The sequence below is a fragment of the Caballeronia sp. AZ1_KS37 genome (assembly GCF_023631165.1).
Taxonomy (GTDB): domain Bacteria; phylum Pseudomonadota; class Gammaproteobacteria; order Burkholderiales; family Burkholderiaceae; genus Caballeronia; species Caballeronia zhejiangensis.
On the sequence record NZ_JALQDP010000006.1, the window covers coordinates 1 to 23,338 of the forward strand.

A 23,338-nucleotide genomic window follows, 5' to 3' on the forward strand; every position below is an offset into this window, starting at 1 on the left:
CCCCCCCCCCCCCCCCCCCCCCCCCCCCCCCCCCCCCCCCCCCCCCCCCCCCCCCCCCCCCCCCCCCCCCGCCGCCCGATCCGGCCCGCTTGCGGTAAGTAATGTTTCACCCCTACAGTTCTACGTTGTTGCAACCCTCCTCGGCGCGATCGGAACCTCATATGCCCACAGCCTACAAACGCGTACTCCTCAAGCTCTCCGGCGAAGCCCTGATGGGCGACGATGCTTTCGGCATCAATCGCGCAACAATCGAAAGGATGGTGGCGGATGTCGCGGAGGTGGTGCGGATCGGGACGCAACTGGCCGTCGTGATCGGCGGCGGCAACATCTTCCGCGGTGTCGCGGGCGGCGCGGCCGGCATGGACCGGGCGACGGCCGACTACATGGGGATGCTCGCCACGATGATGAACGCGCTCGCGCTGCAAGACGCGATGCGCCACGCGGGCATCGAAGCGCGCGTGCAATCCGCGTTGCGCATGGATCAGGTGGTCGAGCCGTACATCCGCCCCCGCGCGATCCGTCAACTGGAAGAGGGCAAGGTCGTGATCTTCGCGGCCGGCACGGGCAACCCGTTCTTCACGACGGATACGGCCGCCGCGCTGCGCGGCTCGGAAATCGGCGCCGAAGTGGTGTTGAAGGCGACGAAGGTCGATGGCGTATACTCCGCCGACCCGAAGAAGGACCCGCATGCGACGCGTTACAGCACGATCAGCTTCGACGAGGCGATCGGCAAGAATCTTCAGGTGATGGACGCCACCGCGTTCGCACTGTGCCGCGACCAGAAGCTGCCGATTCGCGTGTTCTCGATCACGAAGCCGGGCGCATTGAAGCGCATCGTGCAGGGCGACGACGAAGGGACGCTCGTCCACGTGTAAACTCTCGCGGTATCAGGCGCCGCGCAGCGGGGCGGCAAGCCTCGCGCGACAGAGCGCCGCTATCGCCGGTAAAACTTAGGTTTGGAGGTTCAAAATGAGTGTGGCTGACATCAAGAAGAGCGTCGACCAGAAGATGCAGCGGTCGATCGAAGCGTTCAAGGCCGATCTCGCCAAGATCCGTACGGGCCGCGCCCACACCGGGCTGCTCGACCACATCCAGGTCGACTACTACGGTTCGAACGTGCCCATTTCGCAAGTCGCGAACATGACGCTCGTCGATGCCCGTACGATCGGCGTGCAGCCGTGGGAAAAGAAGATGGTCGCGGTGATCGAGAAGGCGATCCGCGAATCGGATCTCGGCCTGAACCCTGCCACGCAGGGCGACCTGATCCGCGTGCCGATGCCCGCGCTGACCGAAGAGCGCCGTCGCGAACTCACGAAGGTCGTGAAGAGCGAAGGCGAGACCGCCAAGGTCGCCGTGCGCAATCTGCGCCGCGATGCGAACGATCAACTGAAGAAACTCGTGAAGGACAAGGAGATTTCGGAAGACGACGAGCGCCGTGCGAGCGACGAAGTGCAGAAGTTCACCGACAAGTTCGTCGCCGAAATCGACAAGCTCGTTCAGACCAAAGAATCCGAAATCATGACGGTGTGAGGCCGTAGAGACGGTCCTGCCAAGCCCGGACGTGCTAGCTCCGGGCTGGCTCTCACTTCTTCAGATTCCCAGATTCAGCGGCCATGACCTATACCAGCTCCACCGTTGCCGTGCCCGATGTCGCGGCTGTCCCGCGTCACGTCGCGATCATCATGGACGGCAATGGCCGATGGGCGACCGAGCGGCGTCTGCCGCGCGTCGCCGGTCATACGCGCGGCGTCGATGCGGTCCGCGCGACCGTCGAAAGCTGCGCGCGGCGCGGCGTCGAATTCGTCACGCTCTTCGCGTTCAGTTCCGAGAACTGGCGCCGTCCGACCGACGAAGTGTCCTTCCTGATGCGCCTGTTCGTGACCGCGCTCGAACGCGAGATCGGCAAGCTGCATGCGAACGGCATTCGTCTGCGCGTCGTCGGCGACATTTCCATGTTCGACGACCGCATCCGCGCGCTCATCCAACGCGCCGAAACCAAGACAGCCCGCAATACGCGACTCACGCTGACCATCGCTGCCAATTACGGCGGGCGCTGGGACATCATGCAGGCGACGAAGAAGCTCATCGCGGAGTCTCTCGAGTCGGGCGTGCCCGCGCGCGTGGACGACGAATCGTTCGCCGAACATCTCGCGATGGCCTACGCGCCGGAGCCGGATCTGTTCATCCGCACGGGCGGCGAGCAGCGCATCAGCAACTTCCTGCTGTGGCAGCTCGCTTACACCGAGTTCTACTTCACCGACACCTACTGGCCCGACTTCGACGCCGACGCCCTGGACCGCGCGATCGCGTCCTACGGCGACCGCGAACGCCGCTTCGGGCGCACCAGCGCGCAACTCGCTTCCCAATCGCAGAAGGCCGACACCCTTTCATGCTAAGAACCCGTGTCATCACGGCAATCGTCCTGCTCGCCGTACTCGTGCCGATCACGCTGTTTGCGCCGATCGGCGCATTCGGAGCGTTGATCGGGTTCGTCGTCGTGTTCGCGGCGTGGGAATGGGGACGGCTCCTCAAGCTGAACGGGGCGGGGCCGGTCGCCTACGCGCTCGTCGCGGGCATCGCGCTCGTTCTGAGCACGTTCCTCGGGATCAAAGCCACGCCGCTCTACCAGATGGCCGGTATATTCTGGGTGCTGGCGGGGCCTTACGCATTGCTTCGCAAGCCCGCGCTGGCCGCGCACGCCTGGCGCGCGTTCCTGCTTTTCGCCGGAATCGTCGTGTTTCTGGCCTGCTGGCACGCGGTCGTCGACGCGCGCACGCGAGGCGTATCCTTCGTGCTATCGCTTCTGCTAGTAGTCTGGCTGGCTGATATAGGCGCATACTTCGCCGGAAAAGCGCTCGGCCGCCATAAGCTCGCCCCGTCGATCAGCCCGGGCAAGACCTGGGAGGGCGCCATCGGCGGGTGGCTCGCCGTTATCGTCATCGGCGCGCTCGCCGCCGCCACCGGCTTTTACGCGCCCACCGTATACACCGCCTTCGTCGGACAGCTCGGCTGGGATCGCGCGTTCGTCGCGCTTTCCGTGCTGGTCGCGTTCAGCGTCGTCGGCGATCTGTTCGAGTCGCTGCTCAAGCGCCAGGCGGGTGTCAAGGACTCGAGCGGCCTTCTGCCGGGTCACGGCGGCGTCCTCGACCGCATCGACGCATTGTTGCCTGTATTGCCGATCGCATTGCTCATGCTTGGCTGATCGGCTAGAGAAGAATTTATGCAAACACGTCTCACACTGCTCGGCTCCACGGGCTCGATCGGCGATAGCACGCTCGACGTCGTGGCGCGGCATGCGGACCGTTTCTCGGTCTACGCGCTCACCGCTCACCGCAACGGCGACAAACTCGTCGCGCAATGTCTGAAGTTTCAGCCCGAAGTGGCGGTCGTCGGCGACGCCGAAACCGCCGTACGCGTCGCGGCTGCGTTGCGCGCGCAGGGTTGCAAGACCGAAGTGACGCACGGGCCGGAGGCGCTCGTCGAAGTCGCGCGCGCGGCGCAGTGCGATACGGTCGTCGCGGCCATCGTCGGCGCGGCGGGCCTGGCGCCCACGCTCGCCGCCGCACGCGCCGGCAAGCGCATCCTTCTCGCGAACAAGGAAGCGCTCGTGATGTCCGGCCAGATTTTCATGGATGCGGTGCGCGACAACGGCGCGATCCTGCTGCCGGTCGACAGCGAGCACAACGCGGTGTTCCAGTGCCTGCCGCCTTGCGCAGACAAGGAAGCGAAGCTGCACGGCGGCGTCTCGAAGATCATCCTGACGGCGTCCGGCGGTCCTTTCCGCACGCGCGAGCCCGCGACGCTCGTGAACGTCACGCCCGAAGAGGCCGTGAAGCATCCGAACTGGGCGATGGGCCGCAAGATCTCGGTCGATTCCGCGACGATGATGAACAAGGGCCTCGAAGTCATCGAGGCGCACTGGCTCTTCAATCTGCCCGGCTCGCGCATCGAGGTGCTGATCCATCCGCAGAGCGTGATTCATTCGATGGTGTCCTATGCCGACGGCTCGGTGCTCGCGCAACTCGGCAATCCGGACATGCGTACGCCGATCGCGCATGCACTGGCGTATCCTGAGCGTGTCGATTCGGGCGTCGCGCCGCTCGATCTCGCGCAGATCGCGACGCTCACATTCGAAAAACCCGACTTCGCGCGCTTCCCGTGTCTCGCGCTGGCGATTGCCGCGCTGGAAGCAGGCGGCATCGCGAGCGCGGCGTTGAACGCGGCCAATGAAATCGCCGTCGAGGCGTTCCTCGATCGCCGCATCGGCTTCATGGCGATCGGCGACGTGGTGGATCGCGTGCTGAACGCGCTGCCGAATACGAGCGCCGCGACCTTGGCCGACGTTCTCGCCGCGGATGCCGACGCGCGCCGTCTGGCGTCCCGTTTCGTCGCAGAGCTCACCGCGAGCGCGCCGGGCGCCGAACCCATCGCCCATTGAGGCCGTCATGAACTTTCTGACCGAAATCGTCGCCTTCGTTGTCGCGATAGGCGTACTCGTCGTCGTCCACGAATTCGGTCACTACAGCGTCGCGCGACTGTGCGGCGTGAAAGTGCTGCGGTTCTCGGTCGGCTTCGGCAAGCCGCTCGTGCGATGGGTCAGCAAGAAGACGGGCGTCGAATGGACGATCGCCGCGCTGCCGCTCGGCGGCTACGTGAAGATGCTCGACGAACGCGAGGTCGATCCCGAGAGCGGCACGACCATTCCCGCCGAAGACCTGCCGCGCGCGTTCAATCGTCAGAACGTGGGCAAGCGCATCGCGATCGTCGCGGCGGGGCCGATCGCCAATTTCCTGCTCGCAATCGTGCTGTTTTCCGCCGTGTTCGCGGGCGGCGTGACCGAGCCGGCGGCGATCGTTTCGCAGCCCGCTTCCGATACGGCGGCGGCGCAAGCGGGCTTCGAAGGCGGCGAAACGATTCTCTCGATGCGTGACGCGGAAGGCGGCGAGACGCATCCGATCCGCTCATGGTCCGACCTGCGCTGGAAGATGCTCGACGCATCGTTCGATCATCGGCGCATCGTGCTGACGGCGAAGACGCACGACGGCACCTTCGACTTTCCGGTGACGGTCACGGGCATCACCGATTCCGAAGCCGATCAGGATTTCATGGACAAGCTCGGCTTCACGCCGGGCGGCGGCACGCTGACGGTCGCGGGCGTCGAGGCGGGCAGCGCGGCGCAGAAGAGCGGGCTGAAGGCGGGCGACATGCTGCGCGCGATCGACGGCCGCAGCGTCGACAACGCGACGAGCTTCATCGACTACGTGAAGGCGCACGGCGGCAAGCCGGTGACGCTCGTGGTCGAGCGCAACGGCCAGCGCGATTCCGTGCAGATCGTGCCGGACGTGAAGCGCGATGCGTCGACGGGCAAGGACATCGGGCGTATCGGCGCCGCGCTCGCGAATCAACTGCCGACGGTGGATGTGCGCTACAGGCCGCTCGAAAGTCTGCGCCTCGGCGTGAACCGCACGTGGGATATCAGCGTGTACTCGCTGCGCATGTTCGGGCGGATGATCACCGGCGAGGCGTCGCTCAAGAATCTGTCAGGGCCGGTCACGATTGCCGACTACGCGGGCAAGAGCGCAAGGCTCGGTGCGACGGCCTTCATTTCGTTTCTGGCACTCGTGAGCATCAGCCTCGGAGTGTTGAACTTGTTACCGATTCCGGTATTGGACGGTGGGCATCTGTTATATTATTTGGTTGAGGCTGTTACCGGCAAGGCAGTATCCGATCGCTGGCAGCTTGTTCTGCAAAGGGCGGGCCTGGTCTGCATCGTCGCTCTGTCGATGATCGCGCTGTTCAATGACCTCGCGCGTCTGATTCGTTTTTGATCCACTTTGACAATTTCTGGCGGCGTCTTTCGAGCGACCGCCGGAACGAATGCAGCTTTAAATACTGGGGAAGCACGTTGTTCAAACCTCATCGCTTTGTTCCTAAGACGGCTGTGGCCGCGGCGCTCGCCGCAACGGGCATGGCGGCGCACGCCACCACGCCGTTCGTCGTGCAGGATATTCGGATCGACGGTCTCCAACGCATCGAGCCTGGCTCCGTGTTCGCTTATCTGCCGATCAAGCAAGGCGACACCTTCACCGACGACAAGGCATCCGAAGCGATTCGCGCACTCTACGCAACGGGTTTCTTCAACGACGTTCAGATTGCCACCGAAGGCAACGTGGTGATCGTTCAGGTGCAGGAACGCCCGGCGATTTCGGCCATCGATTTCGCGGGCCTGCACGAGTTCGACAAGGACAACCTCACGAAGGCGCTGCGTTCCGTCGGCCTGTCGCAAGGCCGCTCGTACGACAAGGCGCTCGTCGACAAGGCGGAGCAGGAGCTCAAGCGCCAATACCTGACGCGCGGCTACTACGCCGCGGAAGTCACGACCACCGTGACGCCGGTCGACCGCAATCGCGTGCAGATTCTGTTCTCCGTCGCGGAAGGTCCGAGCGCGAAGATTCGCCAGATCAACTTCGTCGGCAACAAGGCGTTCAGTTCCAGTACGCTGCTCGGCGAAATGCAGCTTTCCACGCCGAACTGGTTCTCGTGGTACACGAAGAGCGATCTCTACGCGAAGGAAAAGCTCACGGGCGACCTCGAGAACGTGCGCTCGTACTATCTGAACCGCGGCTACCTCGAGTTCGCGATCGACTCCACGCAGGTGTCGATCTCGCCGGACAAGAAGGACATGTATCTGACGATCGCCGTGCACGAAGGCGAGCCGTACAAGATCAGCAGCATCACGCTTTCGGGCAATCTGCTCGACCGTCAGGCCGAGCTCAACAAGCTCATCAAGATCAAACCGGGCGAGCGCTTCTCGGCCGAAAAGCTGCAGTCGACCACCAAGGCGATCGTCGACAAGCTCGGCGAATACGGCTACGCGTTCGCGCAGGTCAACGCGCAGCCGCAGATCGATCAGGCGAACCACACCGTGGCGCTCACGCTGCAAGTCGATCCGAGCCGTCGCGTGTATGTGCGGCGCGTGAACATCGTCGGCAATACGCGCACGCGCGACGAAGTGGTGCGCCGCGAAATGCGCCAGCTCGAAAGCTCGTGGTTCGATTCGAGCCGCCTGGCGCTGTCGAAGGACCGTATCAACCGTCTCGGCTACTTCACCGACGTGGACGTCACTACGACGCCCGTGGAAGGCACGAACGACCAGGTCGACGTCGACGTGAAGGTGGCCGAAAAGCCGACAGGCGCGATCACGCTGGGCGCGGGCTTCTCGTCGACGGACAAGGTGGTGCTCTCGGCGGGCGTGTCGCAGGACAACGTGTTCGGCTCGGGCACGAGTCTCGCGGTCAACGTGAACACCGCGAAAACCTATCGCACGCTGACCGTGACGCAGGTCGATCCGTACTTCACGATCGACGGCATCAAGCGCATCACCGACGCTTACTACCGCACGTATCAGCCGCTGTATTACTCGACGGATTCGAGCTTCAAGATCATCACGATGGGCGCGGACACGAAGTTCGGCATCCCGTTCTCGGAGCAGGACACGGTGTTCTTCGGCGTCGGAGCCGAACAGAACACGATGGACGTGGACAGCAACACGCCGCAGTCCTACAAGAACTACGTGAACGAGTTCGGCCGTGTCGTGAACAACTATCCGCTGACCGCGGGCTGGTCGCGAGACAATCGCGACAGCGCGCTCGTCCCGAGCCGCGGCTACTACATCCAGTCGAACGCAGAATACGGCACGCCGCTCGGCAACACGACGTACGCGAAGTTCGACGCGCAGTTCCAGTATTACTACTCGTTCGCGCGCGGTTTCGTGCTCGGCTTCAATCTGCAGGGCGGCTACGGCAAGGGCCTGCAAGGGCAGACGTACCCGATCTTCAAGAACTACTACGCGGGTGGTATCGGTTCGGTGCGCGGTTACTCGCCGAGCTCGCTGGGTCCGCGCGACGCGAAGACCAACGACCCGATCGGCGGCTCGCGCATGGCGGTCGGCAATATCGAGCTGACGTTCCCGCTGCCGGGAACGGGCTACGATCGTACGCTGCGCGTGTTCACCTTCCTCGATGCCGGTAACGTCTGGGGCGATCCGGGTCAAGGCGGTACGAGCGGCGGTGCAAACGGCTTGCGCTACGGTTACGGTCTGGGTCTCGCGTGGATCTCGCCGATCGGCCCGCTCAAGCTGAGCCTCGGCTTCCCGCTGCAGAAGCATGAGGGCGACCAGTATCAGAAGTTCCAGTTCCAGATCGGTACGGCGTTCTAAGCAGCCCGCCGATGAACGCGAACTTCATTTTTTTCGACGTAACGTGAGGAACACTTTGGGAACCGGTAAGCATTCGAAACATAGGGCGCTGGCGCTTGCGTTGTCGATGGTTCTCGGCCTGGGCACGGCGATGTCCGCCAGTGCTCAGGAAGCGCGCATCGCGGCGGTCAATTCGGACCGCATCTTGCGCGAATCGTCCGCGGCGAAGGCCGCCCAGTCGAAGCTCGAGCAGGAATTCTCCAAGCGCGACAAGGCGCTGCAGGACATGGCGCAGCGCCTGAAGGCGATGTCGGACAACATCGACAAGAACGGTGCCTCGATGTCGCCGACCGACCGCGCGGCCCGTCAGCGCGATCTGGCGCAGCTCGACGCGGACTTCCAGCGCAAGCAGCGCGAGTTCCGCGAGGACCTGAACCAGCGCCGTAACGAGGAACTCGCGGCGGTGCTGGACCGCGCGAACAAGGTGATCAAGCAGATCGCCGAGCAGCAGCACTACGACCTGATCGTGCAGGAAGCGGTGTACGTGAGCCCGCGCATCGACATTACGGATCAGGTGCTGAAGGCGCTGGCGGCGGGCGCGACCGGCACGGGTTCGCTCACGAACCCGAACTGACGAGGACTGAGACGAGATGGCATCAGGCATGACGGTCACCCTCGGCGAGCTGGTGAAACGCTTCGGCGGCGAGGTGGTCGGCGACGGCGCGCACGCGGTCGGCAGTCTCGCGCCGCTCGACAAGGCGGGCCCCGCGCAGCTCGCGTTTCTCGCGAATCAGAAGTATCTGCCGCAAGTCGAGACGACGCGCGCCGGCGCCGTGCTGATTTCCCCGGCCGACCTCGACAAGGTGACGAATCGCGCGGGCAGTAATTTCATCGTCACGCCGAATCCTTACGCTTATTTCGCTCGCGTGGCTCAGGCGTTCATCGACTTGGCGACGCCCAAGGCCAAGCCTGGCGTGCATCCGAGCGCCTACATCGATCCGGACGCGAAGGTTGCGGCGAGCGCCGTGATCGGCCCTCACGTGACGGTTGAGGCGGGCGCGGTCGTCGGCGAGCGCGTGAAGCTGGATGCGGGCGTAGTCGTCGGGCGCGGCGTTACGTTAGGCGACGACGTTCATCTGTATCCGAACGTCACCGTTTATCACGGCTGCAAGCTCGGCGCGCGCGTGATCGTGCACGCGGGCGCGGTGATCGGTGCGGACGGTTTCGGCTTCGCTCCGGATTTCGTCGGCGAGGGCGATGCGCGCACCGGAAGCTGGGTGAAGATTCCGCAGGTTGGCGCGGTGGATATCGCCGACGACGTGGAAATCGGCGCCAACACGACGATCGATCGCGGCGCGATGGCGGACACCGTCATCGAGGAATGCGTGAAGATCGATAATCTCGTGCAGATCGGCCACAACTGCCGCATCGGCGCGTACACGGTCATCGCCGGCTGCGCGGGCATCGCGGGCAGCACGAGCATCGGCAAGCATTGCATGATCGGCGGCGCGGTGGGCATCGCGGGGCACGTGACGCTCGCGGACTACGTGATCGTCACCGCGCAATCCGGCGTGTCGAAGTCGCTCCTGAAGCCCGGCATGTACACGAGCGCGTTTCCGGCCGTGCCGCATGCAGACTGGAACAAGAGCGCGGCGATCATGCGCAATCTGGACAAGATGCGCGAGCGCATCAAGGCGCTCGAGACCGCGCTCGCCGATTCAGGCAAGCGCGACGAGACGAGCGGCGGCGCATAAGCGCCGGGCTCGTTCGAACGAAGAACGAACCACAAGCAAGAGCGGGCCGGTTCAAGCCGCCGAAGCGAGCTGGCAATCCCGGGCGGGCGTCCGATACGGCCCGCCATCCAAATTTCCGCGCCCGACGCGCGCGTGAGCAGAACGACCATGAGCACAGAAAAAATCAATCTCGACATCCACAAGATTCTCACGCTGCTGCCGCATCGCTATCCGATCCTGCTCGTGGACCGCGTGCTCGAACTCGAGCCGCACAAGAGCATCAAAGCGATCAAGAACGTGACGATCAACGAGCCGTATTTCCAGGGCCACTTCCCGACGCGCCCGGTGATGCCCGGCGTGCTGATTCTCGAAGCGCTCGCGCAGACGGCCGCGCTTCTGACGTTCGCGGAAGAGCCGCACGATCCGTCCAACACGCTCTATTACTTCGTCGGCATCGACGGCGCGCGCTTCAAGCGCGTGGTGGAGCCGGGCGATCAGCTCGTTCTCAACGTCACGTTCGAGCGGTACATGCGGGGCATCTGGAAGTTCAAGGCGCGCGCCGAAGTGGACGGTGTGACCGCCGCCGAAGCCGAGCTCATGTGTACCGTCAAGAGCACGGACGCCTGAGCGCCTTCGCGTTCACACCGCGTTCAACGTAACAAGCAGCACGAACAGCATAGGCGAAAAGCGCATGAGCAAGATTCACCCAACCGCGATCATCGAGCCGGGCGCTCAGCTCGACGAGTCCGTCGAAGTCGGGCCGTACGCGATCGTCGGTTCGCACGTCGTGATCGGCGCGGGCACGACCATTGGCTCGCACAGCGTGATCGAGGGCCACACCACGATCGGCCGCGATAACCGCATCGGCCATTACGCGTCGATCGGCGGCCGTCCGCAGGACATGAAGTACAAGGGCGAGCCGACGCGCCTCGAAATCGGCGACCGCAACACCATCCGCGAATTCACGACGCTGCACACGGGCACGGCGCAGGATCAGGGCCTCACGTCGATCGGCAGCGACTGCTGGATCATGGCGTACGTGCACGTCGGTCACGACTGCCGGCTCGGCGACAACGTCATCATGTCGAGCAACGCGCAACTGGCGGGACATGTCATCGTCGGAGACCACGCGATCGTCGGCGGCATGTCGGGCGTGCATCAGTTCGTGCGCATCGGCGCGCATTCCATGCTGGGCGGCGCATCGGCGCTCGTGCAGGACGTGCCGCCGTTCGTCATCGCGGCAGGCAACAAGGCGGAGCCGCACGGCATCAACGTCGAGGGTCTCCGCCGCCGCGGCTTCACGCCCGACGCCATTTCGGCGCTGCGCTCCGCGTATCGCATCGTCTACAAGAGCGGCCTGTCGCTCGAAGAGGCGAAAGCGCAGCTGAAGGAGCTGAGCACGGCAGGCGGCGAGGGCGATGCGCCCGTCAAGGCATTCTCCGATTTCATCGCGGCGTCGCAGCGCGGCATCATCCGCTGACACGCTGTCCGATGACCCTGATCACCAACCCGCCACGCATCGCGATGGTCGCGGGCGAGCCGTCCGGCGACCTGCTCGCGGCATCGCTGCTCAAAGGCCTGCGGCGCACGCTGCCCGAAGGCACGCGCTATAGCGGCATCGGCGGTCCGCGCATGACGGCCGAGGGCTTCGAAGCGCATTGGCCGATGGACAAGCTGACCGTGCGCGGCTATGTCGAAGCGCTGAAGCACATTCCCGAGATTCTCGGCATCCGCAACGAGATCAAGCGTCAGTTGCTTGCCGAGCCGCCGTCGGTTTTCATCGGTGTGGACGCGCCCGATTTCAACTTCGGCCTCGAGCAGCCGCTGCGCGAAGCGGGCATTCCGACCGTGCATTTCGTCTGTCCGTCGATCTGGGCGTGGCGCGGCGGCCGCATCAAGAAGATCGTGAAAGCGGTCGATCACATGCTGTGCGTGTTTCCGTTCGAAACGGCGCTGATGGAAAAGGCGGGCGTCGCCGCGAGCTACGTCGGCCATCCGCTCGCCGATGACATTCCGCTCGAGCCGGACGTCGCGGGCGCGCGCCGCGAACTCGGCATCGCGGAAGGCGGTCCGGTGATCGCGGTCCTGCCGGGCAGCCGTCGCTCGGAGATTTCGCTGATCGGCCCGACCTTCTTCGACGCGATGGAACTGATGCAGCTTCGCGAGCCCAACGTGCGCTTCCTGATGCCCGCGGCGAATCCGGCGTTGCGCGAACTGCTGCGGCCGCTCGTGGACGCGCATCCGCATCTGTCGCTGACGATCACGGACGGCAACGCCCAGCGCGCGATGACCGCCGCCGATGCGATCCTCGTGAAAAGCGGCACGGTGACGCTCGAAGCGGCGCTGCTCAAGAAGCCGATGGTCATCTCGTACAAGGTGCCTTGGCTGACGGGTCAGATCATGAAGCGTCAGGGTTATCTGCCGTATGTCGGCTTGCCGAACATTCTGGCGGGCCGCTTCGTCGTGCCGGAAATCCTGCAGCACTTCGCGACGCCCGAAGCGCTCGCCGACGCCACGCTGAAACAGTTGAACGACGACGCCAACCGCCGTACCCTGACGGAAATATTCACCGACATGCACATCGCGCTGCGCCAGAATACGTCGCAGAAAGCGGCCGAGGCCGTCGCGCGGGTGCTCGACACGCGGAGGCCGCGGTAATGGCCGCTAGACGATCGGCGCAAGCCGGACTCGATTTCAGCTCACCGTTCGACGTCGTTTGTGGCGTCGACGAGGCCGGGCGCGGGCCGCTGGCCGGTCCGGTCGTGGCGGCGGCGGTCATCTTCGATCCGGCGAAGCCTCGCATCAACGGCCTCGACGATTCGAAGGCGCTCTCTGCCAAAAGGCGCGAAGAGCTGTACGAGAAGATCGTCGATCGCGCGCTCGCGTACTGCATCGCGTCGGCGAGCGTCGAGGAAATCGACACCATCAACATCCTGCACGCGAGCATGCTGGCGATGAAGCGCGCGGTGGAAGGCCTCTCGGTCGCGCCGACGCTCGTGAAAGTCGATGGCAATCGCTGCCCGACCTTGTCCATCCGCAGCGAAGCCGTGATCGGCGGCGATGCGCTCGTCAAGCAGATCTCGGCGGCGTCGATTCTCGCAAAGGTCACGCGTGATCGCATGCTGGTCGATCTGCACGAACTTTTTCCGATGTACGGCTTCGCCACGCATTCCGGCTACGGCACGCCGCAGCATCTGAAGGCGCTGCGCGAACATGGGCCGTGCGAGCATCATCGGCGGTCGTTCGCGCCGGTGCGCGAGGCGCACGCGCTCGTGTTCGGTTCGGTGTTGCCCGAGATCGCTCCCGAAGTGCTTCAGGTCGCATCGACGATCGAAGACGATCCCGACGCGCTCGCCTTCTGAGCGTCAACCGAATCAACGTGAAATCCATCACTTCGCGGGACAACCCGCTCTACAAGCGCATGAAGGCGCTCGCCGGGTCGACGGCGCAGCAGCGCAGAAGCGGCCACGCGCTGCTCGAAGGCCTGCATCTGGCGTCAGCGTATCTCGACGCGGCGGGCCAGCCGGAAACGTGCGTCGTCACCGAAGGCGCGCTCACGCACGAGGAAGCGCGCGAGATCGTCGCGCGCATCGAAGAGAAGCGCGTCGTCGTGTTGCCGGATGCGCTTTTCGGGCAGTTGTCGAGCGTCGTTCACGGCGTGGGCATGCTGTTGCTCGTCGAAAAGATCGATGCAGAATTGCCCGCGCGCGTCGCACAAACCTGCGTGATTCTCGATGGCGTTCAGGACGCCGGCAATGTCGGCTCGATTCTGCGCAGCGCGGCGGCGGCGGGCATCACGCGCGTATTCTGCGCGCCGGGCACGGCATACGCGTGGTCATCGAAAGTGCTGCGCTCGGGCATGGGCGCGCATTTTCTGCTGGATATTTTCGAGGACGTCGAACCGGCCGATCTCATCGCGCGACTCGACGCACCCGTGACGATCACCGATTCGCACGGTGCCGTCGCGCTCTACGATTGCGACCTGTCGGGCGCGCTCGCCTGGGTGTTCGGCAACGAAGGCGCGGGCGTGTCGCAAATCTGGCGCGATGCGGTGACGCATCGCGTGACGATTCCGCAGCCGGGCGGCATGGAATCGCTGAACGTGGCGGCCGCGGCGGCGATCTGTCTCTTCGAGCAGTGCCGCCAGCAGCGCTGACAGCCGTCAATAGTAGGAAGGCCGCTCCGGCTTGACCTCCTGCAGGATCGTCGTGGCGATTTCCTCGATCGACTTGTGCGTCGACGAAAGCCACTTGATGCCTTCGCGCTTCATCATCATTTCCGCCTCGTTGATCTCGTAGCGGCAGTTTTCGAGTGCGGCGTACTTGCTGCCCGGACGGCGTTCGTTACGGATCTCGGCCAGCCGCTGCGGATCGATCGACAAACCGAACATCTTCGTCCGATGCTCGAGCAGCGGCGTCGGCAGCTTGCCGCGCTCGAAATCTTCGGGAATCAGCGGATAGTTCGCCGCCTTCACGCCGTACTGCATCGCGAGATAAAGGCTCGTCGGCGTTTTGCCGCTGCGCGATACGCCGACGAGAATGACGTCCGCGTCGGCGAGATTGCGGTTCGACTGGCCGTCGTCGTGGGCGAGCGAGAAATTGATCGCCTCGATGCGATTCTTGTATTCCTCCGTGTCGGCGTTCTGGTGCACGCGGCCCATCGCGTGCGTCGATTTCATTTCCAGTTCGTGCTCGAGCGGCTCGATGAAGGTCTGGAACATGTCGAGCACGAGCGCATTGCAGCCCTTGACCACTTCATTCGATGCGCTGTCGACGAGCGTCGTGAACACGATCGGCCGGCGGCCATCGAGCGCGACGACTTCGTTGATCTTCTCGACGGTCGCGTAGGCCTTGTCGATCGAGTCGACAAACGGCACGCGCACGAGCCGGAATTTTTGATCGAACTGGGCGAGGATCGAATGCGCGAAGGTTTCGGCAGTGATCCCGGTCCCGTCGGAAACGATGAATACGGAAGGCGGCATCGGCGAAAGAGGGAACGAGTTGGGGCGACGATGCTCAAACGCTGAACCGTGGCTAGCGCGAAAGCACGGACGCCGTAAAAACCTGTGTTAAGGTAGCTGACCGCTGGCAGGCAGTGAACCGGGCGTGAGCGCCGGGGTGTGGGTGAGCCCACGATCAGGCGTTAAAGACCTCGATTTTGCCGTGGAACGACTGCCCGGCCGAAACAATTTTGAAATACGGCAAGGTAGAATAGCGGCAACCTGTTCGATAAGCAATTGCGGAGAAATTGAATCGGATTTTCGTCAAATCGCGGTCGTTTCGTGGCATTTCGTTACGTCAGTCCACGTTTTCGAGCAGATTTCAGACGTACCCCGCTTCTTTTTGACGTGCCCCGGTTCTCGCGGGCGCGTGTCCCCGAAGGTTTATCAAACAGGTTGTACGAGATGCGTGCGCGCTTCCAATGAGCGCGCTCGCATATGAGCCCACTCGTGCGATCGTGAATTCCATCCACCTTAGGGGCTTGTATGACTAACGCAGTCAATGTTGCGAAAGATGTCGCAAAGGATCAGGCGTATGTAGTTCCATTCGAGCAGTTGCGAATGACCGACGTGGAAATCGTCGGCGGCAAGAATGCGTCGCTCGGCGAAATGATCAGCCAGCTTTCCGAAGCCGGCGTTCGCGTGCCGACGGGTTTCGCCACGACTGCGCTCGCATTCCGCGACTTCCTCCATCACAACAATCTGACGGACCGCATCGCCAATCGTCTCGAGACGCTCGATGTCGACGACGTCAAGGCGCTCGCCGAAGCCGGCAAGGAAATCCGTCAGTGGATCGTCGACGCGCCGATGCAGCCGCGCCTCGAAGACGAAATCCGCCGCGGTTTCGAAGTCCTTCAAGCCAGCTCGCCCGAAGAGCTTTCGTTTGCCGTGCGCTCGTCGGCGACGGCCGAGGACTTGCCGGACGCATCCTTCGCGGGCCAGCAGGAAAGCTATCTGAACGTGGTCGGCATCGAGGACGTGCTCGATCGCATGAAGCACGTGTTTGCGTCGCTTTATAACGACCGCGCCATTTCTTATCGCGTCCACAAGGGCTTCACGCATGCGGAAGTCGCGTTGTCGGCGGGCGTGCAGCGCATGGTGCGCTCCGACGTCGGCGCGGCCGGCGTGATGTTCACCATCGACACCGAATCGGGCTTCAAGGAAACCGTCTTCATCACGTCGAGCTACGGCCTGGGCGAAACCGTCGTGCAAGGCGCGGTGAATCCGGACGAGTTCCACGTCTTCAAAACGACGCTCGAACAGGGCAAATACCCGATCATCCGCCGCTCGATCGGCTCGAAGCTCATCAAGATGGAATTCACGAAGCCGGGCGAGCCGGGCCGCGTGAAGACCGTCGACGTGCCGCACGAACAGCGCAACCGCTTCTCGATCACCGACGAAGACGTGATCGAGCTCGCGAAGTACGCGGTCATCATCGAGAAGCACTATCAGCGTCCGATGGACATCGAGTGGGGCAAGGACGGCCGCGACGGCAAGCTGTTCATCCTCCAGGCGCGCCCGGAGACGGTGAAGAGCCAGGCGTCGGGCAAGGCCGAAATGCGCTTCAAGCTGAAGGGGCAGTCGAACGTGCTGGCGACCGGCCGCGCGATCGGCCAGAAGATCGGCGCGGGCCCCGTGCGCGTGATTCACGATCCGTCGGAAATGGAACGCGTGCAGCCGGGCGACGTGCTCGTCGCCGACATGACGGACCCTAACTGGGAACCGGTGATGAAGCGCGCATCGGCCATCGTGACCAATCGCGGCGGCCGTACGTGCCACGCGGCGATCATCGCGCGTGAGCTGGGCGTGCCGGCGGTCGTCGGCTGCGGCGACGCAACGGACATCCTGAAGGACGGCGCGCTCGTCACGGTGTCGTGCGCGGAAGGCGACGAAGGCAAGATCTACGACGGCCTGCTCGAAACCGAAGTGACCGAAGTGCAGCGCGGCGAACTGCCGAAGATCCCGGTCAAGATCATGATGAACGTCGGCAATCCGCAACTCGCGTTCGACTTCGCGCAGTTGCCGAACGCGGGCGTCGGCCTGGCGCGACTCGAGTTCATCATCAACAACAACATCGGCGTGCATCCGAAGGCGATTCTGGAGTACCCGAACGTCGATGCCGATCTGAAGAAGGCGGTTGAAAGCGTCGCGCGCGGCCATGCATCGCCGAAAGCGTTCTACGTCGACAAGCTGACCGAAGGCATCGCCACGATTGCAGCGGCGTTCTATCCGAAGCCCGTCATCGTGCGTCTGTCGGACTTCAAGTCGAACGAGTACAAGAAGCTGATCGGCGGTTCGCGCTACGAGCCGGATGAAGAAAATCCGATGCTCGGTTTCCGTGGCGCGTCGCGCTATATCGCGGAAGACTTCGCCGAGGCGTTCCACATGGAATGCATCGCGCTGAAGAAGGTCCGCGAGGAAATGGGCCTGGACAACGTGCAGATCATGGTGCCGTTCGTGCGTACGCTGAAGCAGGCGGATCGCGTGGTCGAGCTGCTGAAGAAGTTCGGTCTCGAACGCGGCAAGAACGACCTGAAGCTCGTGATGATGTGCGAAGTGCCGTCCAACGCGATTCTCGCCGAGCAGTTCCTGGAGCGCTTCGACGGCTTCTCGATCGGTTCCAACGACCTGACGCAGTTGACGCTGGGCCTCGATCGCGACTCGGGCATGGAGTTGCTCGCGGCGGACTTCGACGAGCGCGACGAAGCGGTGCAGTTCATGCTGAAGCGCGCGATCGAGACGTGCCTGAAGCTGAACAAGTACGTCGGCATTTGCGGTCAGGGCCCGTCGGACCACCCTGATCTCGCCGAGTGGCTCGCGAAGCAGGGCATCGAGTCGATGTCGCTTAATCCGGACACGATCATCGATACGTGGCAGCAGCTCGCGAAGACCTTGTCAAAATAAGTCGATGTCACACCTTTCCACTTGCTTTCGGATTGGTGCAGCGTGATATAAAAACACCCCGGACTTTTCCGGGGTGTTTTCGTTTGGAGACCGATGATGGAAACGGGCGGGTTGATCTGGTGGGTCGCTGCGGGCGCGCTGATCGTCGCGGAATTGTTTACCGGAACGTTCTATCTGCTCATGATCGCGCTCGGGATGATCGCGGGCGGCGTCGCTCATGTGCTCGGCGCGTTGCCGCACGTACAGATGGGCGCGGCCGCGGTCATCGCGCTGATCGCGGTGGCGGTGCTGCGGCGCTCGCGCTTCGTCAGCTGGAAGCGGCGTGACGACGCGTCGCGCGATGCGGCCGTGAATCTCGATATCGGCGCGACCCTGGAAGTCGATCAATGGCATCACGGCCACGCGCGCGCAATGTATCGCGGCGCGCAGTGGGATGTCGAGCTCGCACCGGGCGAAACGGAGGGCGCACAGCTTTATCGCATCACGGCGCTCGACGGCAATCGCCTGATCGTAGCGGCCAAACGGTAGTCCTATAAGGAGAAAAATAATGTCAATGTACTTTGCGCTCATCGTGCTCGTCATCGCGATCGTCATCGTGTCGAAAACGGTCAAGATCGTCCCTCAGCAACACGCATGGATCATGGAACGCCTCGGCCGCTATCATGCAACGCTCACGCCGGGCCTCAACATCGTGCTGCCGTTCATCGATCGCATTTCCTACAAGCACATGCTGAAGGAGATTCCGCTCGAAGTGCCGAGCCAAGTCTGTATCACGCGCGACAACACGCAGCTTCAAGTCGATGGCGTGCTGTACTTCCAGGTCACGGATGCGATGAAGGCTTCGTACGGATCGAGCAACTTCGTGTTCGCGATCACGCAACTGTCGCAGACGACGTTGCGTTCGGTCATCGGCAAGCTGGAGCTCGACAAGACGTTCGAGGAGCGCGACTTCATCAACCAGAGCATCGTGAATGCGCTCGACGAAGCCGCGTCGAACTGGGGCGTGAAAGTGCTGCGCTATGAAATCAAGGATCTCACGCCGCCGAAGGAAATCCTTCACGCGATGCAGGCGCAGATCACCGCCGAGCGCGAGAAGCGCGCGCTGATCGCCGCGTCCGAAGGGCGCAAGCAGGAGCAGATCAATCTGGCATCGGGCGCGCGCGAGGCCGCGATCCAGAAGTCGGAAGGCGAACGGCAGGCGGCGATCAATCAGGCGCAGGGCGAAGCCGCCGCGATTCTCGCGGTGGCGGAAGCGAACGCGCAAGCCATCGAGAAGATCGGCACTGCAATTCAGACAGCGGGCGGCATGGAAGCGGTGAATCTGAAGGTTGCGGAGCAGTATGTCGGCGCGTTCGGCAATCTCGCGAAGCAGGGCAACACGCTGATCGTGCCGGGCAACATGTCCGACATGAGCACGATGATCGCGTCCGCGTTGTCGATCGTGAAAGGCGAGGGCAGCGGCATAATCAGGAAGAGCTGAAGCAATCGGGGGCGCTAAAAAGCCCCCCCGATTCGTTTCACGGTTTAACGCGAGGCGGTTCGCATCAGACGCCCGCGTTCGCGTTCCCAGTCGCGCTTCTTTTCGGTCTCGCGTTTGTCGTGCAACTTCTTGCCCTTCGCGAGGCCGATTTCACATTTCACGCGGCCATCCTTGTAGTGGAAGTTGAGCGGCACGAGCGTGTGCCCGCGCTGCTCGACCTTGCCGATGAGCTTGTCGATCTGTTCGCGGTGGAGGAGCAGCTTGCGCGTGCGCACCGGATCGAGGTTAGCGAATTTCGATGCTTCGGGCAGCGGGCTGATATGCGTGCCGATCAGAAAGAGCTCGCCGTTCTTGATCACGACGTAGCCTTCCTTGATCTGCGCGCGCCCGGCGCGAAGCGCCTTGACTTCCCAGCCCTCGAGCACGAGACCGGCCTCGTAGCGCTCTTCGACGAAGTAATCGAAGAAGGCTTTTCTGTTGTCGATGATGCTCATGAATGGAAAGTGCCCAACTCGTTTAAAATCCTGATTTTAGCAGCGCGCCGGCATGCGTTCGATCCGATGCCTCGTTCTCTTGCGCGTTGCCGCCCAATTCAGCCACCGCTGCGCCCTATATGGCAGACGTCCAGAAAACCGTATTGATCCGCCATTCAGCGGAAGAAATGTTCGACCTCGTCACCGATGTCGCCGACTACCCCAATTTCCTGCCTTGGTGCGGCGGCGTCGAAATCGGCCGCCACGACGAGAACGGCATGGAAGCGAAGATCGACATCAGCTTCAAGGGCATCAAGCAGCATTTCGCGACGCGCAATGTGCAAAAGCGTCCGACCAATATCGATATGGAGTTCCTGAGCGGCCCTTTCAAGAAATTCACCGGATATTGGCACTTTACGCCGCTGCGCGCGGACGCCTGCAAGATCGAATTCGCGCTGCATTACGAATTCTCGAACGTGATTCTGGAGAAGATCATCGGGCCGGTGTTCAGCCATATCGCCAACACGTTCGTCGATTCCTTCGTGAAGCGCGCGGACCAGCGCTACGGCAAGCCATGATGCATATCGATGTCTGCTACGGCCTGCCCGATGGCGCGTTCCTGAAGCGCGTCGACCTGCCCGAGGGCGCGACGGTGCGCGATGCGATCGACGCAAGCGGCGTGCTGCTCGCGCATCGCGACATCGATCTGACGACGCAGAAGGTCGGCGTGTTCGGCAAGCCGAAGCCGCTCGACGCGGCGCTCGCCGATTTCGACCGCGTCGAGATTTATCGGCCGCTGAAGGTGGATCCGAAGGCCGCGCGCCAGCGCCGCGTGGACAAGGCGCGCAAGGCGGGATCGATCGAAGGGCGCAAGTGGCAGTCGAAGGATTCGCGCTGAGCGAATTCAATGCGCGGGCGCTTCTTTCGCCGCGGCGGGCGCCGGCTCCAGCGTGTGCTGCCTGACCGACCAGATTACGCCGGCGAGCAGCAGCACGATCGCGAGCACTTCGGGCGAGCGCGGCCAGCGGCCGTCGTAGACGAAGGCGTAGAGCAGGGCGAAGAGCGTCTCGAACACGATCATCTGCCCTGACAGCGTGAGCGGCAGGCGCTTCGCTGCCGCGTTCCACAGCATGTTGCCGAGCCACGAGCCGCCGGTGGCCAGCGCAAAAGAAACGATCCAGAACAGATGCCAGCGCGACGCGGGCACGCTCGCCTGCACCGTGCCCGCGGGCAGCATCCAGACGATCGCGCCGAGCGCGACGCCGAGCAGACCCGTCACGATGCCCCACAGGATGGACCACTCGTTGCCGTCGAAATGGCGATTCGATTGCAGATACCGCGCGTTGACGACCGCGTACCACGTCCAAGAAGCGAGCGCCCCGAGCGCGCATCCGAGTCCGGCGAGGCGCGTGAGCACGCTCGTCGCGTGATCGGCGTCGCTGAATACATCGAGATTGATGCACGCGATGCCCGCCAGCACGAGCAGGAGCGGCCCGATGAGCCTTTTCAGGTCGACCGCGCCGCGATCCCGCCGTCCGGCGAGCGTGACGGTCACGGGGAGAATGCCGACGATCAGCGACGAAGGCGCGACGCCCACGAGCTGCACCGCGCTCGCGAGCAGCATGTAGTACAGCAGGTTGCCGACCAGCGCGAGCTTCGCGAGCGCGATGAAATCGGCGCGCGTGAGCTTGGCCGCGAGGCGCCGGGCGAACGGCAGCGCCACGGCGAGCGAAACCGCGCCGTACATCAGATAGCGCCCGACGGAGAGCGTCAGCGGCGAAAAATCCGGCAAGAGCCGTGGCGCGAGAAAGATGAAACCCCAGATCGCTCCCGCCGCCATTCCGTACATCACACCGCGCTGCATCGTCCGACTCCTGCCGAAATTTCAACTGACGGCGCGAAGCGTAGCATGTGGCCCCGGGCGGCCGTCTTGTCTAAAACTGCAACAACGCGGGCGCCCGGCAGACGGGCGAAAGCGGTCCGGAATTTGCGTCCGAATGGGCTAAGCTGCTGTTCGGGCAGTGAAAATGCAGGGAACTATCGGTATAATCTGCTTTTGCGCCCATAGGATTTGCCATGCGTCTGATCCAGAAAGCACTCACGTTCGATGACGTGCTCCTCGTGCCCGCCTTCTCCAGCGTTCTCCCGCGCGACACCAGCCTGAAATCCCAGCTGACTCGCAATATTTCCCTGAACATGCCTCTCGTGTCCGCCGCCATGGACACGGTCACCGAAGGCCGGCTCGCCATCGCGATGGCGCAGATGGGCGGCATCGGCATCGTCCACAAGAATCTCACCGCCAAGGAACAGGCCCGCGAAGTCGCGAAAGTGAAGCGCTTCGAATCGGGCGTCGTGCGCGATCCGATCACGATTCCGCCGCAAATGCGCGTGCGCGACGTCATCGCGCTGACGCAGCAGCACGGCATTTCGGGTTTCCCGGTGGTCGAAGGCGCGCAACTGATCGGCATCGTCACCAATCGCGACCTGCGCTTCGAAGAACGGCTCGATGAGCCGGTGCGCAACATCATGACGCCGCGCGAACGCCTCGTGACGGTCAAGGAAGGCACGTCGCTCGCCGAGGCGAAGGCGCTGATGCACAGCCATCGCCTGGAGCGCGTGCTCGTGGTGAACGACGCGTTCGAGCTGCGCGGCCTGATGACGGTGAAGGACATCACCAAGCAGACCGAAAACCCGGACGCCTGCAAGGACGAAGACGGCAAGCTGCGTGTGGGCGCGGCCGTGGGCGTCGGTCCGGACAATGAAGAGCGCGTCGAGCTGCTCGCGCAGGCGGGCGTCGACGTGATCGTCGTCGATACCGCGCACGGCCATAGCCAGGGCGTGCTGGAGCGCGTGCGCTGGGTCAAGCAGAATTATCCGCACGTGCAGGTCATCGGCGGCAATATCGCGACGGCGGCGGCAGCCAAGTCGCTCGTCGAGTACGGCGCGGACGCGGTGAAGGTCGGTATCGGCCCGGGCTCGATCTGCACGACGCGGATCGTGGCGGGCGTCGGCGTGCCGCAGATCACGGCGATCGCGAATGTTTCCGAAGCACTGCGCGGCACCGGCGTGCCGGTCATCGCGGACGGCGGCGTGCGCTTCTCGGGCGACGTGTCGAAGGCGCTCGCGGCGGGCGCGAACGTCGTCATGATGGGCAGCATGCTCGCGGGCACCGAAGAATCGCCGGGCGACGTGTTCCTGTATCAGGGCCGCCAGTACAAGTCGTACCGCGGCATGGGTTCGGTCGGCGCGATGAAGGACGGCGCGGCGGACCGCTACTTCCAGGACAACTCGGCGAATATCGACAAGCTCGTGCCGGAAGGTATCGAAGGCCGTGTGGCCTACAAGGGCTCGGTCAACGCGATCCTGTTCCAGATCGTCGGCGGCGTGCGCGCGAGCATGGGCTACTGCGGTTGCCGCACGATTTCCGAGCTGCACGAGAAGGCGGAATTCGTTCAGATCACGGCGGCCGGCATGCGCGAATCGCATGTGCATGACGTGCAGATCACGAAGGAAGCGCCCAACTATCACGTCGACTAATCGAGCGGACTGATC

23 protein-coding genes are annotated in these 23,338 nt (G+C 63.5%); 20 read left to right on the forward strand and 3 right to left on the reverse strand.

What is annotated here, in order from left to right; genetic code table 11:
- The first annotated feature begins 161 nt into the window (after positions 1–161).
- The 14 genes from pyrH (at position 162) to NCS00_RS06245 (ending at position 14,086) form a co-directional block, all read left to right on the forward strand.
- A complete protein-coding gene (pyrH, locus tag NCS00_RS06180) occupies positions 162–875 on the forward strand; it encodes a UMP kinase (protein WP_008350086.1) in 714 nt (237 codons plus the stop codon).
- Positions 876–969: 94 nt separating this feature from the next.
- Positions 970–1,530: a ribosome recycling factor gene (frr, locus tag NCS00_RS06185; protein WP_008350085.1), complete on the forward strand. Its 561-nt coding sequence runs from the start codon at positions 970–972 to the stop codon at positions 1,528–1,530.
- 83 nt (positions 1,531–1,613) lie between these two features.
- Positions 1,614–2,396: a polyprenyl diphosphate synthase gene (uppS, locus tag NCS00_RS06190; RefSeq protein WP_034471985.1), complete on the forward strand. Its 783-nt coding sequence runs from the start codon at positions 1,614–1,616 to the stop codon at positions 2,394–2,396.
- On the forward strand, positions 2,390–3,202 hold the full coding sequence (locus tag NCS00_RS06195; protein ID WP_250439623.1) for a phosphatidate cytidylyltransferase: 813 nt from the start codon (positions 2,390–2,392) through the stop codon (positions 3,200–3,202). Before uppS ends, NCS00_RS06195 begins: the two co-directional genes overlap by 7 nt.
- An 18-nt stretch (positions 3,203–3,220) precedes the next feature.
- A complete protein-coding gene (locus NCS00_RS06200; protein WP_008350081.1) occupies positions 3,221–4,438 on the forward strand; it encodes a 1-deoxy-D-xylulose-5-phosphate reductoisomerase in 1,218 nt (405 codons plus the stop codon).
- Between the two features lie 7 nt (positions 4,439–4,445).
- Positions 4,446–5,828 carry an RIP metalloprotease RseP gene (gene rseP, locus NCS00_RS06205; protein WP_250439625.1) on the forward strand — a complete coding sequence of 461 codons (1,383 nt, stop codon included), beginning with the start codon at positions 4,446–4,448 and terminating at the stop codon, positions 5,826–5,828.
- Between the two features lie 77 nt (positions 5,829–5,905).
- Entirely contained in the window at positions 5,906–8,218 is a 2,313-nt protein-coding gene (bamA, locus tag NCS00_RS06210; protein WP_008350077.1) for an outer membrane protein assembly factor BamA, read from the forward strand.
- A gap of 106 nt (positions 8,219–8,324) precedes the next feature.
- Positions 8,325–8,831 carry an OmpH/Skp family outer membrane protein gene (locus tag NCS00_RS06215; protein ID WP_008350075.1) on the forward strand — a complete coding sequence of 169 codons (507 nt, stop codon included), beginning with the start codon at positions 8,325–8,327 and terminating at the stop codon, positions 8,829–8,831.
- Between the two features lie 28 nt (positions 8,832–8,859).
- On the forward strand, positions 8,860–9,951 hold the full coding sequence (lpxD, locus tag NCS00_RS06220) for a UDP-3-O-(3-hydroxymyristoyl)glucosamine N-acyltransferase (protein ID WP_034472149.1): 1,092 nt from the start codon (positions 8,860–8,862) through the stop codon (positions 9,949–9,951).
- Positions 9,952–10,098: 147 nt separating this feature from the next.
- Positions 10,099–10,557 (forward strand): 3-hydroxyacyl-ACP dehydratase FabZ, encoded by a 459-nt coding sequence (gene fabZ, locus NCS00_RS06225; protein ID WP_008350071.1) that lies wholly within the window; start codon positions 10,099–10,101, stop codon positions 10,555–10,557.
- A gap of 64 nt (positions 10,558–10,621) precedes the next feature.
- Entirely contained in the window at positions 10,622–11,410 is a 789-nt protein-coding gene (gene lpxA / locus NCS00_RS06230) for an acyl-ACP--UDP-N-acetylglucosamine O-acyltransferase (RefSeq protein ID WP_008350069.1), read from the forward strand.
- Positions 11,411–11,421: 11 nt separating this feature from the next.
- Positions 11,422–12,588, forward strand: a complete 1,167-nt coding sequence (gene lpxB, locus NCS00_RS06235; RefSeq protein ID WP_008350067.1) for a lipid-A-disaccharide synthase — start codon at positions 11,422–11,424, stop codon at positions 12,586–12,588.
- On the forward strand, positions 12,588–13,292 hold the full coding sequence (gene rnhB / locus NCS00_RS06240) for a ribonuclease HII (RefSeq protein WP_008350066.1): 705 nt from the start codon (positions 12,588–12,590) through the stop codon (positions 13,290–13,292). Before lpxB ends, rnhB begins: the two co-directional genes overlap by 1 nt.
- A 17-nt stretch (positions 13,293–13,309) precedes the next feature.
- Positions 13,310–14,086, forward strand: coding sequence for a TrmH family RNA methyltransferase (locus NCS00_RS06245; RefSeq protein WP_008350064.1), 777 nt, complete (start codon positions 13,310–13,312; stop codon positions 14,084–14,086).
- A 6-nt stretch (positions 14,087–14,092) separates the two neighbouring features.
- Here NCS00_RS06245 and ppsR read toward each other — a convergent pair whose 3' ends face one another.
- Positions 14,093–14,911, reverse strand: a complete 819-nt coding sequence (gene ppsR, locus NCS00_RS06250) for a posphoenolpyruvate synthetase regulatory kinase/phosphorylase PpsR (protein WP_008350062.1) — start codon at positions 14,909–14,911, stop codon at positions 14,093–14,095.
- A gap of 504 nt (positions 14,912–15,415) precedes the next feature.
- Here ppsR and ppsA point away from each other — a divergent pair.
- The 3 genes from ppsA to NCS00_RS06265 all read left to right on the forward strand — a co-directional run bounded on the left by ppsA (position 15,416) and on the right by NCS00_RS06265 (position 19,313).
- On the forward strand, positions 15,416–17,833 hold the full coding sequence (gene ppsA / locus NCS00_RS06255; RefSeq protein WP_033537249.1) for a phosphoenolpyruvate synthase: 2,418 nt from the start codon (positions 15,416–15,418) through the stop codon (positions 17,831–17,833).
- Positions 17,834–17,929: 96 nt separating this feature from the next.
- Positions 17,930–18,361 carry an NfeD family protein gene (locus NCS00_RS06260; protein WP_250439681.1) on the forward strand — a complete coding sequence of 144 codons (432 nt, stop codon included), beginning with the start codon at positions 17,930–17,932 and terminating at the stop codon, positions 18,359–18,361.
- A 25-nt stretch (positions 18,362–18,386) separates the two neighbouring features.
- Entirely contained in the window at positions 18,387–19,313 is a 927-nt protein-coding gene (locus NCS00_RS06265; RefSeq protein WP_250439683.1) for an SPFH domain-containing protein, read from the forward strand.
- Positions 19,314–19,357: 44 nt separating this feature from the next.
- Here the strand turns inward: NCS00_RS06265 and smpB are convergent, their stop codons facing one another.
- Entirely contained in the window at positions 19,358–19,807 is a 450-nt protein-coding gene (gene smpB, locus NCS00_RS06270) for an SsrA-binding protein SmpB (protein ID WP_008350055.1), read from the reverse strand.
- A 119-nt stretch (positions 19,808–19,926) separates the two neighbouring features.
- On the opposite strand from smpB, the gene NCS00_RS06275 reads away from it, so the two are divergent.
- On the forward strand, positions 19,927–20,364 hold the full coding sequence (locus NCS00_RS06275) for a type II toxin-antitoxin system RatA family toxin (RefSeq protein WP_008350053.1): 438 nt from the start codon (positions 19,927–19,929) through the stop codon (positions 20,362–20,364).
- Positions 20,361–20,684 (forward strand): RnfH family protein, encoded by a 324-nt coding sequence (locus tag NCS00_RS06280; protein WP_008350051.1) that lies wholly within the window; start codon positions 20,361–20,363, stop codon positions 20,682–20,684. The genes NCS00_RS06275 and NCS00_RS06280 overlap by 4 nt, the downstream gene beginning before the upstream one ends.
- A 6-nt stretch (positions 20,685–20,690) precedes the next feature.
- On the opposite strand, the gene NCS00_RS06285 is transcribed toward NCS00_RS06280, so the two are convergent.
- Positions 20,691–21,650 carry a DMT family transporter gene (locus NCS00_RS06285; protein ID WP_034471975.1) on the reverse strand — a complete coding sequence of 320 codons (960 nt, stop codon included), beginning with the start codon at positions 21,648–21,650 and terminating at the stop codon, positions 20,691–20,693.
- A gap of 212 nt (positions 21,651–21,862) precedes the next feature.
- On the opposite strand from NCS00_RS06285, the gene guaB reads away from it, so the two are divergent.
- Positions 21,863–23,323, forward strand: a complete 1,461-nt coding sequence (gene guaB / locus NCS00_RS06290) for an IMP dehydrogenase (RefSeq protein WP_008350049.1) — start codon at positions 21,863–21,865, stop codon at positions 23,321–23,323.
- The last annotated feature ends 15 nt before the right edge of the window (positions 23,324–23,338 follow it).

Excerpts from the sequence above, each read along its gene's own strand:
- NCS00_RS06195 (WP_250439623.1), top strand. The coding sequence starts at position 2,390 with ATGCTAAGAACCCGTGTCATCACGGCAATCGTCCTGCTCGCCGTACTC.
- ppsA (WP_033537249.1), top strand. The coding sequence starts at position 15,416 with ATGACTAACGCAGTCAATGTTGCGAAAGATGTCGCAAAGGATCAGGCG.
- NCS00_RS06260 (WP_250439681.1), top strand. The coding sequence starts at position 17,930 with ATGGAAACGGGCGGGTTGATCTGGTGGGTCGCTGCGGGCGCGCTGATC.
- rseP (WP_250439625.1), top strand. The coding sequence starts at position 4,446 with ATGAACTTTCTGACCGAAATCGTCGCCTTCGTTGTCGCGATAGGCGTA.
- guaB (WP_008350049.1), top strand. The coding sequence starts at position 21,863 with ATGCGTCTGATCCAGAAAGCACTCACGTTCGATGACGTGCTCCTCGTG.
- NCS00_RS06215 (WP_008350075.1), top strand. The coding sequence starts at position 8,325 with ATGGTTCTCGGCCTGGGCACGGCGATGTCCGCCAGTGCTCAGGAAGCG.
- lpxA (WP_008350069.1), top strand. The coding sequence starts at position 10,622 with ATGAGCAAGATTCACCCAACCGCGATCATCGAGCCGGGCGCTCAGCTC.
- frr (WP_008350085.1), top strand. The coding sequence starts at position 970 with ATGAGTGTGGCTGACATCAAGAAGAGCGTCGACCAGAAGATGCAGCGG.
- smpB (WP_008350055.1), bottom strand. The coding sequence starts at position 19,807 with ATGAGCATCATCGACAACAGAAAAGCCTTCTTCGATTACTTCGTCGAA.
- uppS (WP_034471985.1), top strand. The coding sequence starts at position 1,614 with ATGACCTATACCAGCTCCACCGTTGCCGTGCCCGATGTCGCGGCTGTC.
- NCS00_RS06285 (WP_034471975.1), bottom strand. The coding sequence starts at position 21,650 with ATGCAGCGCGGTGTGATGTACGGAATGGCGGCGGGAGCGATCTGGGGT.
- lpxB (WP_008350067.1), top strand. The coding sequence starts at position 11,422 with ATGACCCTGATCACCAACCCGCCACGCATCGCGATGGTCGCGGGCGAG.
- lpxD (WP_034472149.1), top strand. The coding sequence starts at position 8,860 with ATGACGGTCACCCTCGGCGAGCTGGTGAAACGCTTCGGCGGCGAGGTG.
- NCS00_RS06265 (WP_250439683.1), top strand. The coding sequence starts at position 18,387 with ATGTACTTTGCGCTCATCGTGCTCGTCATCGCGATCGTCATCGTGTCG.
- NCS00_RS06275 (WP_008350053.1), top strand. The coding sequence starts at position 19,927 with ATGGCAGACGTCCAGAAAACCGTATTGATCCGCCATTCAGCGGAAGAA.
- ppsR (WP_008350062.1), bottom strand. The coding sequence starts at position 14,911 with ATGCCGCCTTCCGTATTCATCGTTTCCGACGGGACCGGGATCACTGCC.
- fabZ (WP_008350071.1), top strand. The coding sequence starts at position 10,099 with ATGAGCACAGAAAAAATCAATCTCGACATCCACAAGATTCTCACGCTG.
- pyrH (WP_008350086.1), top strand. The coding sequence starts at position 162 with ATGCCCACAGCCTACAAACGCGTACTCCTCAAGCTCTCCGGCGAAGCC.
- NCS00_RS06280 (WP_008350051.1), top strand. The coding sequence starts at position 20,361 with ATGATGCATATCGATGTCTGCTACGGCCTGCCCGATGGCGCGTTCCTG.
- rnhB (WP_008350066.1), top strand. The coding sequence starts at position 12,588 with ATGGCCGCTAGACGATCGGCGCAAGCCGGACTCGATTTCAGCTCACCG.
- NCS00_RS06200 (WP_008350081.1), top strand. The coding sequence starts at position 3,221 with ATGCAAACACGTCTCACACTGCTCGGCTCCACGGGCTCGATCGGCGAT.